This window comes from Bythopirellula superficialaquae, from assembly GCF_059632245.1.
Map to the genome: position 1 here is coordinate 724,756 of NZ_CP197426.1, position 16,712 is coordinate 741,467.

General features: G+C 53.3%; 13 protein-coding genes. 7 read left to right on the forward strand and 6 right to left on the reverse strand.

The genetic code is table 11. The annotated features are described in order from the left end of the window. Positions 1-122 precede the first annotated feature (122 nt). From SH678x_RS03055 to SH678x_RS03065, 3 genes are all read left to right on the forward strand, one after another. Complete coding sequence (locus tag SH678x_RS03055) at positions 123-1,022, forward strand: potassium channel family protein (protein ID WP_496921408.1); 900 nt, start codon at positions 123-125, stop codon at positions 1,020-1,022. Positions 1,023-1,527: 505 nt separating this feature from the next. Next, positions 1,528-2,445 (forward strand): cation diffusion facilitator family transporter, encoded by a 918-nt coding sequence (locus tag SH678x_RS03060; protein WP_496921409.1) that lies wholly within the window; start codon positions 1,528-1,530, stop codon positions 2,443-2,445. After that, the gene (locus SH678x_RS03065; RefSeq protein WP_496921410.1) at positions 2,442-3,197 is read left to right on the forward strand and encodes an LssY C-terminal domain-containing protein; all 756 of its coding nucleotides are present in this window, start codon (positions 2,442-2,444) and stop codon (positions 3,195-3,197) included. Before SH678x_RS03060 ends, SH678x_RS03065 begins: the two co-directional genes overlap by 4 nt. A 10-nt stretch (positions 3,198-3,207) precedes the next feature. Here SH678x_RS03065 and SH678x_RS03070 read toward each other — a convergent pair whose 3' ends face one another. Continuing rightward, positions 3,208-3,675, reverse strand: coding sequence for a hypothetical protein (locus tag SH678x_RS03070; RefSeq protein WP_496921411.1), 468 nt, complete (start codon positions 3,673-3,675; stop codon positions 3,208-3,210). A 195-nt stretch (positions 3,676-3,870) separates the two neighbouring features. On the opposite strand from SH678x_RS03070, the gene SH678x_RS03075 reads away from it, so the two are divergent. Next, positions 3,871-4,218 (forward strand): phage holin family protein, encoded by a 348-nt coding sequence (locus SH678x_RS03075; protein WP_496921412.1) that lies wholly within the window; start codon positions 3,871-3,873, stop codon positions 4,216-4,218. Positions 4,219-4,615: 397 nt separating this feature from the next. Further along, positions 4,616-5,431, forward strand: coding sequence for a hypothetical protein (locus SH678x_RS03080; RefSeq protein WP_496921413.1), 816 nt, complete (start codon positions 4,616-4,618; stop codon positions 5,429-5,431). Here SH678x_RS03080 and SH678x_RS03085 read toward each other — a convergent pair. From SH678x_RS03085 to SH678x_RS03095, 3 genes are all read right to left on the reverse strand, one after another. Further along, on the reverse strand, positions 5,428-7,029 hold the full coding sequence (locus SH678x_RS03085; RefSeq protein ID WP_496921414.1) for a hypothetical protein: 1,602 nt from the start codon (positions 7,027-7,029) through the stop codon (positions 5,428-5,430). The two genes, SH678x_RS03080 and SH678x_RS03085, sit on opposite strands and share 4 nt — an antisense overlap. Positions 7,030-7,108: 79 nt before the next feature. Further along, entirely contained in the window at positions 7,109-9,847 is a 2,739-nt protein-coding gene (locus tag SH678x_RS03090; protein WP_496921415.1) for a serine/threonine protein kinase, read from the reverse strand. 1 nt (position 9,848) lies between these two features. Continuing rightward, entirely contained in the window at positions 9,849-10,421 is a 573-nt protein-coding gene (locus tag SH678x_RS03095; protein ID WP_496921416.1) for an ECF-type sigma factor, read from the reverse strand. 1,087 nt (positions 10,422-11,508) lie between these two features. Between SH678x_RS03095 and SH678x_RS03100 the strand changes: the two genes are divergently transcribed. Continuing rightward, positions 11,509-13,827, forward strand: a complete 2,319-nt coding sequence (locus SH678x_RS03100) for an arylsulfatase (RefSeq protein WP_496921417.1) — start codon at positions 11,509-11,511, stop codon at positions 13,825-13,827. A gap of 14 nt (positions 13,828-13,841) precedes the next feature. Here the strand turns inward: SH678x_RS03100 and glpQ are convergent, their stop codons facing one another. Continuing rightward, the gene (gene glpQ / locus SH678x_RS03105; protein WP_496921418.1) at positions 13,842-14,933 is read right to left on the reverse strand and encodes a glycerophosphodiester phosphodiesterase; all 1,092 of its coding nucleotides are present in this window, start codon (positions 14,931-14,933) and stop codon (positions 13,842-13,844) included. Positions 14,934-15,284: 351 nt separating this feature from the next. Between glpQ and SH678x_RS03110 the strand changes: the two genes are divergently transcribed. Further along, positions 15,285-16,121 carry a hypothetical protein gene (locus SH678x_RS03110; protein WP_496921419.1) on the forward strand — a complete coding sequence of 279 codons (837 nt, stop codon included), beginning with the start codon at positions 15,285-15,287 and terminating at the stop codon, positions 16,119-16,121. Between the two features lie 43 nt (positions 16,122-16,164). Here the strand turns inward: SH678x_RS03110 and SH678x_RS03115 are convergent, their stop codons facing one another. Then, entirely contained in the window at positions 16,165-16,677 is a 513-nt protein-coding gene (locus SH678x_RS03115; protein ID WP_496921420.1) for a MarR family winged helix-turn-helix transcriptional regulator, read from the reverse strand. Between the last annotated feature and the right edge of the window lie 35 nt (positions 16,678-16,712).

Genomic DNA, 16,712 nt, shown 5'->3' on the forward strand with positions numbered 1-16,712 from the left:
ACGGCCTTGCTATTTGACCGGCACCATCTCGACGTCTTCGCTCAACATGCTCTCGCTCTTTGGCCTGTTCCTGACGCCAGCCTTCTACGTGGTGCTGCGTGGCCTACGGGCGAAGAAGCATCATGACGCAATCCATGATCAAGTTTGAGAAAATATCGTCAAAAAAACATCTGGCGCCGGGGGAACTTGAAAGTCCTGCTTTCAACACACCCGGGGCAATTCCCGTTCATCACCAACTCTCCTTGCATCATCCGGCAATCTACGCCACCATTGTGGTTTTCATCACCACGATTTACCGGCAAGGATTGTCCCCTGTGAAAGCCAATCGCCATTTCTCCGTCGCCAACTTTTTGATTGCTCTGGTCTTACTGATCCTGCTGACTCCGTTTGTCGTGGAGTTGTCTTACGGCAAGGCGATCGAAGCCCTACTCTTGACCGGTGTGCTGCTGACGGCCGTCCCCGCGGTCGGCGCACGGCGGCGCTCGTTCGGCATGGCGATCGCGCTGGTGGTGCCAGCCCTCTTAGGAACATGGCTGCATCGCGGCCAGCCGGAAACTGTCACGCGCACGATGGCTCTCGTCCCCGCGATTGCGTTTGCCATTTTCGTGATCTATCACCTCTTTGCTTTCATCATGCGATCCCCGCGGGTCAATTCCGAAGTCCTCTGCGCCGCGGTGGCAACTTATCTTATGTTGGGTATCGTGTGGTCAATGGCCTACGAGCTTGTGTGGGAACTGTCGCCCGAGTCGTTCATCGTCACTCCGCTAGAAAAGGGGGGAGATAGGGCGATCAGCGAGTTCGAGGCGCTCTACTTCAGTTTCGGCACGCTCGCGCCGATCAACGACAACGACATCACGCCGAAGTCAAACTTAGCGCGCGTACTCGTGATGACCGAAGCAATTGCTGGCATGTTGTTTATGGGTATGTTGATCGCGCGGCTCGTAGGGATCTACTCAAGCGAAGAAGCCGCCGAAGAACGCCTCGCCGAAGCGAAGAACGACGCTGCGATGAGTGACGAATAGCGTCAACATCTTTTTTTGGCCACGTTAGCCGCGAGGCGCAGCGCGTCGCAGACGAGCGCGCAGCGTAAGTGGCCAAATTTCGAGAATGAAATCGCCGCGCGGATGTGATATGGTTTTATCTGGCGAGCCTCCCGCGTAAGCGGGGGGAATTTATCGCAGCGCGCGTTCCTTTCCCATTTCAACTTGTTCATTCCACAGGCCTGAGCAAGTTGCAAAAGTTGATCAAGATGACAAAGTTCAGAGGCCGGGGGACTGTAAGACTGTAGGCGATAGACAAACTCCTCAGGCCATCGTCCACAGTCCTCCCTCACCAGCTTTGCAACATTTAGAGACTCGCAAACCACGCAAACCTGGCCAACCTCGCAAACCTGAGTGCGAGAAGATATTTTGATCTCCAGTTAATTCCGCATTCCGAACTCAAATACACTATCTATAGTACAAGTATCCTTCCCAACCACGGCATAGTGACACGCTTCACAAACGTAATCCCAACCAGTAAGGAATCATGGAGAATCTCGCTCGCGGCATAAAGGCAGCTCAAACAGGGATGCTCGTGAATACCGTGCTCGTGCTGGTGAAGCTCATTTCCGGCATCGTGGGCCATTCCTATGCGCTGATTGCCGACGCGATCGAGTCGTCGACCGACATTTTTTCGTCGCTGATCGTCTGGGGCGGTTTGCGAGTGGCGGCGAGACCCGCTGATGATTCGCATCCCTACGGCCACGGCAAAGCGGAATCGCTCGCATCGGCGGCGGTGGCGATGATGCTGCTCGGAGCGGCGGTGAGTATCGTGGTCGTTGCCGCCCGCGAGATTATCACTCCCCACCATGCGCCGATGCCGTTTACGCTCGCCGTAGTGGCAGGCGTGGTTGTTGTGAAAGAGCTATTGTTTCGCACGGTTCTCAAGGTCGGCGACGACATAGGCAGCACGTCGGTGAAGACCGACGCCTGGCATCACCGCAGCGATGCGATCACTTCGGCGGCCGCGTTCATCGGCATTGGACTGGCGATTTGGGGCGGACCGGGATGGGAATCGGCGGACGATTGGGCAGCGATTGTGGCAGCGGTCGTGATCACGGCCAACGGTTTGCGATTTATGTCGATGGCGATCAATGAACTGATGGATCGTTCGCCCGATTTGCATGTTATGGAGAAAGTGATTGACGCGGCACATTCAGTCGCCGGAGTTTTGGCGACCGAAAAAGTTCGGGTCCGCAAATTTGGCGTCGATTATTTGATCGATTTGCATGTGCAGGCCGATCCCGAGTTATCCTTGCATGATGCGCACGTGCTGAGTGGCAAGGTGAAATCAGCAATTTTGGTTGCCTTGCCCGCGGCGAGCGAAGTACTGATTCACATGGAACCGTTTGAGCCGGCAAAAAATCATCAAGCAACACAAGCAGTGGTGGCAAGAGGTGAATGATGGACGACAAGCCAGAAGACAAAGAATTGACAATCGAACCGGAACACGAACGACGCCGTCATCGCCTTCGACGTTGGATCCTGGGCTCCATTGTGGTTTGGCTGGTGGCCGCGTATTTGCTCATTCCCATGGGTTGGGAGTATTACGCGTCGTTACATCCTTCGTTTGATGACAACCCGAGGATCACAGAGACCGGCGATAAGCACCCCGGTGATCCGCTCAACGTGGCGTTGATTGGCAGCGAGGAGCAGGTCAAGGAGATTATGAAAGCGGCTAAGTGGTATCCCGCCGCGGCTTTGGGATTGGAAAGCGACCTCCGCATTGGGGCCGATACGATCCTGTCGCGGCCCGATAAAGAAGCGCCTGTGAGCAGTCTCTATTTGTTTGGTCGCAAGGAAGATTTGGCTTTTGAGCAACCCGTGGGCGACAACCCGCGGCATCGGCATCACGTGCGTTTATGGAAAACGCCAGAGCCCAACGGCGATGGACGCACCAAATGGATCGGATCGGCCGTGTATGACGAGAAGGTCGGTTTCAGCCGCACGACGGGGCAGATCACGCATGTAACGTCGCCCAGCGTCGATAAAGAACGCGATTATTTATTTAAGTGTTTAGACGGCACAAAAATGTTGTCGGAAGAATATGTTGTCAAAGACTTTCACAAGAAAGATTCGGGATACAACGGCGGCGGCGATCCTTGGAAGACGGACGGTGCTTTGTACGTGGGTGTGATCGCCGAGACCGTTGAGTAAAAAGAAGTCCTTAGACGGCTTTCAATTTTTTGGCGGTGAGCACGCCGAGATAGAGAAACGCCAGCAGAACCAGGATTTGCGTGATGCCGAACGGGGGTTCGGATTGGGTTGGTGCCAATTCGTGCAGGGCCGGCAAGCGGAGGAAGAGTTGGGCCACCAGAACAAAGGCATTGAAATATAAGGCAGCCACGGCGGTGATCACGTAAACAAGTTGCCACTTGCCAGCAAGCTTTTTTACGTACAAAGCATAGACGGCAATCGCCAGGAGTAACAACGAAAGGATCGCAACGCCATGCGAGGGCAGGAACTTTTCAAAAGGAAAACCAAAGCCCGTGACATTCGTGGCGATGGTTGTTGCCAGAAAGAGCGCCGTCCAACCACGAAATAGCCTTCCCGTGAGCATCCCGCCAACAACGACAAAACCACTTGCCAGAGCGACAAGGCTAATAATGACATGCACAAGTGTGAAAGTGGCCACCGCAAGATTCTCCGCAGTCCGACGAATACTTAAGAGTGTGAACTTTGACGCTTGGTCAACAAGCAGTCAAGTTCAGCAGTGGATTTAACGGGCGGGATTGCAATAGCGGACAAGATAAGCTGAGATATCAAACACAGTACGACAAAGTTGCGTGCGATCTCCTGATCAATATCAATAAACAAGATTGGAACAGTCATGGAATTTCTATTAGCTTGGCTTGTGCTCGCGCTGGGCGTTTTCGCTGCCGCTAAGATGATCCCGGGTGTGTCTGTTCCCGACTTTTGGGATGCTGTTGTTGTCGCAGCTATTTTTGGGGTACTGAATTTCTTCCTCGGATGGCTGCTCTATGTTTTCTTGGGACTGGCAACGCTTGGAATTGGCTTTTTGCTGGGGTTCATAACTCGGCTGATCGTGAACGCGATATTGCTGAAATTCACCGACGCCCTGACCGACCGAATGACGATCAAGGGCTTCGGTAACGCTGTGCTGGCATCTCTTGTGATCAGTGTGGTGGGAATCCTAGCGGACTTATTAATCGATTAATGTTGCAATTTTTCCGGGTATTACGCCCCATTCAGGTGGGAAACGAAAAAAGTCGTTCAAAATGATTGACAGGGGGAAGGATGTGGCTTACGATAACCCGCATCAGGCCAAGTTTTACGGCCTTTATTCGCCCGAAGAGCGTGGTGAAAACGCGTTCTTAATGTGCTAATGCTTCAACTTGGTGCGGTTTCTGCCTTTTGCGAGGCGTAACTCTCTTTACCGCACTACCCCGATCGCGCGATGTGTTCGCTCGTCGTTCCATGCGCCATTTTTCGTTGCCAGATAGTTAGTCCATCTTTCGCAGCAACATTAGCTCGCGGCCAATCAGGCTCCCCGTACGCGCACACCCGCGCGCTGGGCCCAGGGAGTTCAAAGATTGTCGCCTCAGGGGATCATCATGAATGCCTACAAATCGACCATCCAACGTGCAGCGATAATTATATTGATCGCTACCTTAAGCAGTACTAGAGCAAACGCAATTGAAATCACCAAGGAGATCAAGTTTACGACGAGCTCGAATGAAGGTGATCTCGTTTCGATCCACGGATCGCTCAATACACTTGCGCAAGGCTTGAACACCGTGCCATTCGGGAGCACTACCACGATCGTACAAGGAGAATTGACGGCCAGAGTCACGTTCGATGTGGGGCAAGGACCAAACGATGTAGAAATCGTTGGCTTCAATATCCTGGAGAGTTCGTTCGTCCAGCAGAATCTCTCGCTTTCGTATCAGGTTGCCAACACAACCAGAACGGTGCAATTTCTGACCAACAATATTGGCTTCTCGGTGAATACGGCCTCGACGAACCAACAATTGCTGCAAACGGGTGGCGTCAGCTTGCCTGCCAACTCGTTTCAAATTCAACAATCAAACGGCACGGCCCAAATCGACATCACCAATCGTCCTTCGAAGCAACAGAACTTAATTCAGCAAAGCGTCTTGAGTTCTTACTTTGAAGTCGAACCCAACGTGAGCCAATTTGCCGCTGGGGTGACACCCATCAACCAAAATTTTGATGGCTTTGTTGTGGACATCAATCTTCCACTAACAAATCAACAATTGATTTACGCCGGAGTGGGACTGCCGGTGACCCTGGATTATTCGGGTAACCTAAGGCTAGTAGGTAGCTTTGCTATCCCCGAGCCATCATCTGTCGCTCTAGCAACTTGTGCAGTGATGACGTTCCTATTCAGACGCAGAAGAGCCACTTAGAAGAACCGGTTGAGAAACACGCGTGCTTCGCCGTCGAAAATTCGATCATCCGAGGTGAGCGGCACCGAATAACCCGTTGTTAACGAGTAGTTCTGGAAGCGGAAGTTCGCACCGAACACACCGTTTAACAGCGAGAGGTCCTGCCCGGGGTTCCCCAATTGGAATGGGCCGTTTCTGATGATGTCTGCGTCGTTGACCGTCGCGGTGTAATGGAATTCGCTGATTAACGAGATCGCTTGCAGATTGGCGTTACGTGAATAGTTTTGGTAGATGTATCTGCCGATGGCTGCACTGCCGGTGAGGTAGGTTTGGTCGTTCCAGTCGCCAATGTTTTCAAGCCCGCTGGCACCCATGTTGCCGATGACGGGATTACCGTTAGCATCGACGTCAACCGTAATAAACGATTGCACGAAGTAATTGCTGCGCTCTGGCGTATAGAGGAATGCAAGAAAAGGGATCAGATGCACCGAATCGTTCTCGATTTCCAGAATTTTATCGCCGTTGATTCCATAAAGCTCGTAGTTATCAGCCGTGGGCAACGCAACGGCCATACCAGCGGCCAGTGCGCAAGTATCATTCGATGTGAGCAGGAATTTGGAAATCAGGGCGAGATCGCCGAATTCCCCTTTATTGGCATCCGGGCCAGCGGCTAGGGATTGAGTCGTATTAAAAGTCACGGCCATTGGGACACGGACTTCCAGCGATGCCATGCCGCTCCAGAACGTCTTTTCCACGCCTGGCGTGAAACGATTGACATCTATGCCATTGGCCGTGAATGGCACATTGTGGAAATAGTTGTAATCGAAGAAGACACGATCGCGGGGCAATGTACTGTTATTGTCTTGAACTCTCACGCGACCAGCGACATCGCCGACGTTTGGTCCTGGAACATGTATCTCGGTAACCTGAAAAACTTGGTAAATCGGTGCATCAGTAATCGTGACAGGCCCATTGGGGTCGTCGTAAACGTTGACCTCCTCACCATTAAGAACGGCAGTGTAAAAAATGTTAGGATCGCCACTATCAAGCGTCAGACCCGTTTGTGGGTTTTGAATTTGACTAGGTGGAATCGAAGGCAGGAAGAATGTCCCCGGCGTAACGCCGCCAGGACCACCGATAAACACTGTGTTTCCTGTGCCCGGATCAACTGTAATTAGTGAAATGTTATCGTCTGCAAACGACGAGCCCGATTGAACCGTTTGGTGCACAGCCAACCCATTTGTGGAACCATTACCGGTGAAAAGTTCACCAACAATAGCCGTCTGGCCTGGATCCCCAAAGAAGTCGCCCATCATGTTGGGAGTATTGGCCAGTCGCAACTGAGATATTTGTACGTTGCGTTGGCCGCCGCCAGTTTGCCCGGCCAATCGAGTTGACGTCCGCGAAGTCTGAGCACTACCGCGAGATCTAGCTTGGAATTGAGCAGGAATGACCTCGTCAGTGAGATCAGAGTCCTGCCAGAGCTGCTGATCGCTGCTCAAATAAGCATCCGAGACGATGACAACGTCGTCCTCAGCCTTGGCGATGCCAATTTCTAACATTCCGTGAAGCACGAGCGCCAGCACGGCGGAACCAATCAAATATTTACGACAGACCATCCTAATTCCCCCCCGAGAATCCGAACAGAACACTGTCTTCTCTATCGGCTGGGTAAGCCGTAGGGGTCAATCAATTATTTCATGTTGAGTAAAATATGCCTATTCTCCGGAAAATAAGCCCTCTCCGAAAGAATGCGGTCGGGTCGGATTCGTTGCTGTTTTCGCGAATGGCTTTGATTTCCTCGTCAAGTTTTTCGATGGCAGCTTCAATGATAGCAGGATCGGCCGCGCCGGGTTTGGCTTCGCTAAGAAACGTCTTTGCTTGTTCAAGGCAACCAACAGCTTCTGGGAAGTAATCTCTACCAGCAATTAATGAGGCAATGCTTTGGGAATATCCAACTAATAAATCGATGGCATCACGATTTCGGGGGTCAACGATCAAGGCGTTGACCAAAGTCTTTTGAAAGTCGGCAACGTAGTCGAGCCCCAGATTGTCTTTCTGCACAAGATAGAGTTGTGCCAAGTTGTACTGAGCGTCTGCGACCCCCTTGCGATACTTATAAACACCAGGATTGCTCAGTAGCAACGGATTGAGAGTTATTCCCATCTTTTCGTAGAATTCGATGGCCGGTTCGTACTCCTCGACAAGGGCATGAAAATTTCCACATTGTTGGTAGCAAGTCGCAAGATCGTACTTGGTGTCCGTGGTTGTCGATTTGGGCGGGAGTTGCTCAAGAATTTCGGCGGCTTGGCGGCGAAGTTCCATAGCCTGTTTGGAATGACTCTCCCGCTCAGATGCTTCGAGGCTCAGTTGCGCGAGGGTGGATTGTAGTTCTGCCTGAGATATGTAGCCCTTCGCCAAATCAGGTAAGACTTTTGTTTTGACAGCTTCATCATCGAGCAGTTTTTTTCGAATCGCTTGCGATTCCTCGAGCAAGGCATCGGCGGCTGCGAAGGTGAATTGGTTTGACTTCGATTTCTGCTGTTCACTCTCGGCGTTGCCAAGTCCCATTTTTGCATTGGCTAGCAAACGGGCTGTTTCGGGATTGTCTGGTGCAAGCTCAAGGGCCTTCGTGCGCCAATCGTGGCATTCCTTTTCATGTTCCAAATACATCGCAAGACCTTCTTGGGATGTTGTGTTTGGGTTTTGGAGGTCGCGTTCATTCCATAACTTTTCACCCAGCTTGCCATACTCATGGTGAGTCAGGGCGACTGCCAAAGTTGCATCTGCATCGTTTGGATTGTCAACGGCGAGTTTTTCTTGCATGGCCAGAACTGTGTCAAACGATTTCTTCGCGTCGTCATATTGCCCCAACGATGCCTGCAACCGTCCTAGCGGAAAAGCCGCTCTCGCCAGAACGTCTTGGGAGACCTGCTGCGTGGAACTCAACTCTTCGTAATAGCGCTGGGCCGTGGTGAGTAACTTCTGACGAGCAAATTGAGTTCCTGGCATTTCGGCAAGATCGCTTTCGCTCATCGTGATCAACACTTCATCCAAAATATCTTCGATCAATCGGACGTTATCTTCAGCTCGAAGTTGAGCGGCTCGCGCTTGCACTGCAAAGCCAATCGAAACAACCGTGGCGATCACCAGTGTGGCAGCGATTGCTCCGAGGAGCGTGGCGATCAGCGGATTGCGCTGGCACCAACGCTGCAATCGTGTCCAGGGACCCACCGCACGGGCCAAAATCGGAAAGCCGTGCAAGAAACGCTGCAACTCATCCGCCAGTGCTCCGGCGGATTCATAGCGATCTTCAGGCCGCTTAGCCAGACACTTTTCGCAAATCGTCCACAAATCCAAAGGAACTTGCGACCCCCGATAGTAAAGTGTCTCTGGGGGTGCGCTTTCCACCTTCTTGAGCGTGTCGAGCAGGTTCTTGCCTTCGATGGGAGGCTTGCCACGGAGCAGTGCGTACAGCGTGCCACCTAGCGAATAGACGTCGGTTCGTGTGGAGATCAAATCCAGCTGACCTCGCGCCTGCTCGGGCGCCATGTAATTAGGCGTTCCCATCGTCTGGCCGGTTTGCGTGAAGCCGTTTTCGTTACCAATCAACTTGGCGAGCCCGAAGTCGGCCAGCAGCGGCTGACCTGATTTGTCTAGCATGATGTTGGCGGGCTTGATGTCGCGATGGATCACCGCGTGATCGTGGGCATACTGCACAGCCCGGCAGACTTCTTCCATCAGCCGCGCGGCTTCTTTGGGTTTTAATTGTGGCTTGCCCGCCCCCACATAACTTGCCAGATTTTCGCCTTCGATGTAGGCCATCGAGAAGTAATGATTGCCTCCGTGCTCACCCGCGTCGTAAACTGCCACGATACCCGGATGATTTAAGCGGCCTGCTGCGGAGGCTTCATCACGAAAGCGAGCAATGTCTTCGGGCGAGCTCAAACTTCCCGCAGCGATGACTTTGAGCGCCACCATGCGGCCGATGCTTTTTTGATAAGCCTTATAAACAACCCCCATGCCACCACGGCCGATTTGCTCGATCAGCTGGTAATCGCCGATGACGCCAATCGAGTTCTCCTCGGAAATCTCCGCTGCCTGACGCAGCGTGATATATTCGCTCTTGTCTTGCAGCGAATTGAGATCGACCGTGGGCATGTTCAAATTATCGACGGTCGCCTTCATATCGAGCGTCGGCAACATGTGGGCGATGGTTTCCGCCAAATCGGCTTCGGTCTTTTTGCCGATTTGGATGCTGGCCATGAAGTCGTCGTCATCAGCCTGCGAATGCTGAGCGAGCAGGTCGGCCACTTCATGATGCAACTGCGTCGATTCCGTCGAAAGCTGTTTGAGATACAGCTCGCGTTCCTTGACCGACAGCGATAGCGCCGCGTTGAACTTCTCTTTGACTTCGTCCCAACCGTGCTCTGCCATGTTAGCTCCGTGATAGCTCGCGGTAGAGCCAAGCCTTGGCTGCCGCGAACTCCTGCTTAACCGTGCTAGGCGACACGTTCAAGAGGTCCGCCGTTTCTTCCACCGAATACCCTCCAAAATAACGCATTTCAACAATTTCTGCTTGCCGGGGATCAATTTCTGTAAGTCGTTTTAGGGCTTCATGAACCGCCAACACGTCGGTCTTTTCGCTCCGTCCTGCCACGGTCTCAACCTGCACGTTCGAGCGCTTCCAATGCGGCCCACCCCGCTTTAGCGCCCGGCGACTGCGGGCCCGATCGATGAGTATCCGCCGCATGACCTTCGCCGCGAGAATATAGAAATGTTTGCGGTCGCTCAGATCGATATCGCTGTTGGATCCAACCAGCTGCAAGTAGGCGTCGTGAACCAGGACCGTGGCTTGCAACGAAATGCCATCCTGCTCATGGGATAACTTTTTCTCGGCCATCAGATGGAGCTTCTGATAGACCAGATTCAAAAGCTGCGGCGCAGCCTCGGCATCGCCCGCCTGCGCGCGGCGGAGAAGCAGGGTCACTTCCGAGGGGCTTTCACTCATCTCACGACTTTCAGGAATCCGACCGTATGTTAGCCTAAATTCCCCTCTTAGTTCCTTTTGGCCATCATAACTGGCGTATTCTGTGCTGGGCAGGCGGTTTCGCCTGATTTGCTTAAAATTTGCATGCGCGATGCATGTCTGTATGTAGTGGAGGGGGTTGAGTTCTGTACTACTCATAGCGTAATCGGCGCGCAAAACGGGCAGAAAATTTTGGGAAATCCTGGAATTATTTGTTCCTTGTGAGCCGCTAGCCCGATCAAAATCTTCTCACTCAGGTTTGCGAGGTTGGCCAGGTTTGCGTGGTTTGCGGGTCACTTAATGTTGCCAAGCAGTGTAGGGACTGGGAGCTTTGGGATGGGGGATGGGTATGATAGGACCGAAGACTTTTTTATCCCTAGCACTTGCCTCCAACCTCTAGCACCCCTCTTCGAACTTTGTCATCTTGATCAACTTTTGCAACTTGCTCAGGCCTGTGGAATGAGCAAGTTGGAATGGGAAAGCTATGTAGGCCGGAACAAGCGGTGCGCAGTTCCGGCATGAAGCGGAACACGCTCGACGGAGATGACGGTTTCATCGCCGGAACTCGCATTACTCGGTCCGGCCTATAAAGCGCCAAACATACCACATCCGCGCGGCCAAATCAGTAAGAAAGTTTGGGAGGGGTATGCTCGCGCTCGTCTGCGACGCGCTTTGCCTTGCGGCTAACAAGAGTCTTACGGTTAAAAATTTTGCACTGTTTTACAATAATTTTTGGCCGGTTGCGCAGGATTGAGAAAGCTTGAAATGCTTTACGGAATCGATGGCATTGGGCATCGCGCGGCAGTAGAATCGGTCGCAGTTCACCGTTCTCTTCTTAACTGTTTGCGGCGTCCTATTCCGCTCTGGAGTTTGTGTCATGGTCCGCTTGATCTCATTGAGGGTTTTCTCTAGCTGGTTTGGACGACCCTCTCTGGCAATGTATTTGTTACCTTTGTCGACGACATGCGATATGGGGACCCCGGCTGCTACAGGGGGGAACAAAAAGTATCGACTCAAGAATCAATATGTGTCTTTAGCTCGGCGGTGATTTATTTAACCGAGGATGAATATGAAACTTACTCTGTGTCTCGCCACTCTAATGTTCTCGCTTGTTGATCCGTGTTTTTCCCAAACGCGGCTTCCCCATCCCGATCCCAAATTTACAGGTCAAATCGGCGAGACGTACAAAGAATCGAAGCCCGACTATCCCCGGCCCGTGAGAGCTCCCGAGGGGGCTCCCAATGTGTTGATTATCTTGCTCGATGACGTGGGTTTTGGCATGTGCGGAACCTTTGGCGGGCCGGTGCCCACGCCCAATCTTGATAAGCTGGCGGCCAACGGTTTGAAGTACAACCGTTTTCACACGACGGCGCTTTGCTCGCCCTCACGAGCGGCATTGCTGACCGGGCGCAATCACCATAGTTGTGGGACCGGTGTGATCATCGAGATGGGTACCGGTTATCCAGGTTACACCGGCATCGTGCCGTTAAGCACCGCGCTCGTTTCTAAAACTCTCAATGACAATGGTTTCTCGACGGCGATGTTCGGTAAATGGCATAACACGCCGGAGATGGAAATCAGTCCCGCGGGACCGTTCGACCGTTGGCCGACCGGTTTAGGGTTTGAGTATTTCTATGGATTCAACCAAGGTGAAGCGGATCAATATCATCCGACGTTGTATCGCAACACGACTCCAGTCAGTGCACCGAAAACGTATGAAGAGGGGTATCACTTTACGGAGGATATGACCGACGAGACGATCGATTGGATTCAGAATGTGCGTGCCGCCGATCCCAATAAGCCGTGGTTTGTGTATTTCTCCACGGGTGCGGTGCATGCCCCCCATCAGGTGCCAGCCGAGTGGCGGGAGAAGTTCACTGGCCAGTTCGACCATGGGTGGGATCAGCAGCGTGAGCTCACTTTTGCTAAACAGAAGGAACTGGGAGTCATTCCCGCTGATGCCGAGCTCACCCCGCGGCCCCAGGAAATCCCGGCTTGGGAGGACCAGCCCGAGGATGCTAAGCAGGTGTATGAACGGCTCATGGAAAACTACGCCGGATATATGGCGCACACGGATTACCATGTCGGCCGATTGATTGAAAGTTTGGAGAAGTCCGGCGAACTCGACAACACGCTCATCTTCTACATCATCGGCGACAATGGCGCGAGTGCCGAAGGAGGTCTTGAAGGGACGTTTAGCGAGATAGCAAGCTTGATGGGCGTTCAGCTGGGTCTGCAGAGCAGCATTAAGCGAATTGACGAGATTGGTGGACCGGCCAGCGAGCCGCATGTGCCAGTGGGTTGGGCGTGGGCGATGTGCGCGCCGTTTCAATGGACGAAGCAAGTGGCCAGTCACTTGGGAGGAACGCGTAATCCCTTGGTGGTGCATTGGCCCAAGGGGATCAAGGCCCAAGGGGAAATTCGCGATCAGTTTCATCACGTCATCGACGTCGTGCCGACCATTCTCGAGGCTTGTAAGATCACCGTTCCCGATCAGGTTGATGGGATCGAGCAAAAGCCGATCGAGGGGGTGAGCATGCTTTACACTTTCGACGGCGCGGATGCCAAGGATAAGCGGACTGCGCAGTATTTTGAAATGATGACCAATCGGGCTATCTATCGGGATGGCTGGATCGCTTGCAGCCGTTTTGGCCTGCCATGGACAACCGCGGGCAAAGAAGGAGATTTTCTGGCTGCCCCGTGGGAACTTTACAATATCGAGGAAGACTTTGCCCAGGCGAATGACCTAGCCACGGAAGAGCCGGAGAAACTTAAGGAATTGCAGGAGCACTTTCTCGTGGAAGCCAAAAAGTATGATGTGCTGCCACTTGATCCACGCATGGCTGAGCGGATGGACCCACGGAATCGAATCAGTGGTCCACCACGAACATCTTGGACCTATTACGGCAACAAAGTGAGATTGCCGGAACCGGTTAGCCCGCTGATTTTTCCTTCCTCGAACACGATCACTGCCAACATCGATGTGCCCGAGGAGGGTGCTGAAGGGGTGGTTGCCTGCTGTGGTGGATACTCGTGTGGTTGGACGCTGTATATCAAAGATGGCAAACCTCATTTTCGCTACACGTTTTTCGACGTGGCAAATTCGCAAATCGACGGAACAGTCGAACTTCCTCAGGGCAAAGTCACGCTCAGAACGGAATATGAGGCGGTCGGGCCGATGGAGCAGGGGGGCATTTTGCGATTATTCGTCAACGATAAGCCAGCCGGCGAAGGCGAAATCAAGCGGGTTGGTTTTCGTAGTGGGGGACTTGAACCGTTTGAAGTGGGGCGCGATTCGATCACATCCATCGCCCCCGACTACAAAAACCAAGGGGACTTTGCTTTTACGGGAACGATCGAGGAAGTGAAATTCGAGATCAAGAAATAAGCACTGACCTCGAATTACTTCACCTGTGCCGGGAGATGCACGCGGACTTGATCGGGGAAGTCGGTGATCAAGCCGTCGGCGCCAGCGTTGGCGAAGGTTTCCACGAGCTCGCCAAAGCTGGCGAATTGGGGTGGGACGGTCTCGGTGCGGAATGTGTAGCAGTAGATCGTCAGGCCTGCGTCGTGAGCGAGATCGATGAAGTTTGTGACTTTTGATTCTTCTGGCAGACGAGTTCTCGAAAGTACCATTTCCAATGATGGGGCTGCACCGTCGGCATAGCTCGCCAGATTTTCTAGCGCCGCGCTGAGTTGTTCCTCGGTGGCATCGGCGGGGAGTTTGAGCGTTTGATCGTTCATCAATTGCACAAGTCGCAAGTCGGTGTGCAGTTCTTTACGGAGCCGCTCGACTTCGGACGCGTCGAAAGTTTGGATAATCGCGTTGTCCTCACGCGAGGTGTAACCATACTTGGCGAGCGTGTCGAGCACGATGCGGCTCATGTCGCCTCCTTGTTCGCGATGCCAGGTGGGGTTTTTGAGCTCGACGAGTAAGCCGACGTTACGGCCGGTGGAGCGATTCAATCCTTGAATCAATTCGATGTGCTCGGCGAGTGTGGCAATCTCGAAGGGAACTCCGCCGACGGGGAAACGGTCGGCATAAGCGAGCTTATCGGTGTGGCCATTGGTCCGTTCATGCGCGCTCAGCTGACGAAGTTCGGTGAGGGTGAAATCAGCAACATGGTAGTGGCCGTCATTACGCTTGCGGTTCGGAAAGACGTCAGCCACGTTGGCGACATAATCCAGAATGCGGTCATGAATGACGATTGGTTCGAGATCCTTGGAGAGAACGATGTCTTGTTCGATTAGGTCTGCGCCGAGGGCATGGGCGTAGGCGACGCTGGGAAGGGAATGTTCGGGGAGATAGCCACTAGCACCGCGATGGGCGATCACGATGGGGACAGCACTGCTGGGCAAGCCAGCAGTGGCACCCGAAGATGGGTCAGCAGTGGCACGCGTTGCGGCTGGTTCTTTGGCGTGCAGCGCTAGGTTGGGGATCTGAATGAAGAACAGCATAAGAAGTAGGGCGACGAGCGGGCGTGAATGTTTCACTGCTAGATTTGCCAGCAGAGGTCGGAGATCGGTGGAGTGGGACATGGCCTGATGAATTGTTCGCGGTGTCTAGGGAGAAAGAGAATAGCGGGTTCCTGCGTTTATGGTAAACGGTGAGGGGGGAGGGTGTGAGGGGCGGCACCTGGGGAAGCCCCCCGGTGTGCCGTTGGCGGGACCAACGGATCACCGGGGGCTAAATGCAGATGGAGTGGCGCGGGGGTGTGAATTTCGGCCTGAATTTGGAGGTGAGAGAATTTTTTGAGAATTTTCTGTCCGTTTCGCAGGCGGCTTTCGCTTCTATGGGTGAGTCGCCAATCAGTCTTTCTCACCCTCACACAGGAGACCCAAGCCATGCGAAGCAGCCTCCCCATGCTCGCCCCCGTCGTCGGTCGTATCATTTTTACAAGTTGCGTGGCCGCCGCGGCCGCGTTGAGCCTGGCCAGCTGCCTGCTGGCGGTGAAAGCGCACGCCGTGGAATACAGATTCTCAGAGTCTCCGGAATGGATCGATCGCGATCCACAGGCCTCTTTTGCACTGTCACCTCCTGAAGCACCCCACTTCCATTCGTCAACCTATCAGGAAGGCGTTTTGCGAGGGCTGGCCGTCTTAACTCGGGCCGAGGGAGACAGAAATTTGCTGGATGCTCAAGCGAATATCTTGTGGGAACAGGTCTACGCCATGCGTATTCGCAATTTCCTCTACAAAGGACAAGCCCATTTTGAGTGGAAGGAAATGATGTCGGAATCGCGCCATCGGGCACGCATCAACGATATTTTACGGACGGAAGAATTGCACCGAGCCAAGCAATTAGTGGAATCACGGCGCGAACTTGAAAAGGCGTTGGAATATCCCTTGAGCGAGTTTGACGTCGACTTCCGCACGGGCACGGTTTATTGGCCAGCCCTAGTAGCGGGACCACGCTATGTGAAGTATCGCGTGGAGCTTAACGACTTGATGGCCGACATCATGCAAAACGGTTCGTTCACGTCGCCTACGAGCCGCGAACGCTTGGTTGAGCTGTGCAATCAGTTCCGCCGTCAGTTGAAGGCTGATCTATACGCCGACATTGATCGCGATGCAGCTACGCTGCAAGCTCAGTACGACGCGGTGCAGCGATTGCTAAAAGGTTTGCGTTACACGCCGGTGGTGATGGCGCAAGCCTCGATCAATACTCTTTCGATGAATTGAGTGCGGTCCATTTTCGAGACGGAAAGAAGAGCTGGGCGCGAGGTCACGTCGGGACGACGTGATCTCGCGTTTTTTTGTGATCGGCCAATTGATCGGCGGTCGGCGAAGTGGATTCGTAAACTTGGGATTGAGTGAAGTTGGCGCGGACTTTGTAGAGCAATGTCTTGAGCGTCGCGATCTCTTCGTGGGTCATCCCTTCGATGGCCTGCATGCGGACGCGTGCAGCGCATTCGCCGATTTGCTCCCAAGCTTTCTCGGCGGCGGGCAGTGGGTGAATCATATTCTTGCGACGATCTTCGGCGCAGACTTTTCGCTCTAGCAGACCACTCGCCTCCATACGGTCGAGCGTGCCGACCAAACTGGGAGGTTCGATCATCATGCGGCTAGCGAGCTCGGCCTGCGAAAGTGGCCCCGCCAGAGCCAGCCAGCCTAAGATATCCATCTGCCGATGGGTAATGTTGTGGGGAGCGAGTTGATCTCGCAATTCCGACATAAAAGAGTGATAGGTGGTACACAGCCAGTGTCCTACCGTTTCTTCGTGTTCATATTTCAGCACGTCACTTAACTCCGATTGGTGGTATTTGTTAGCGC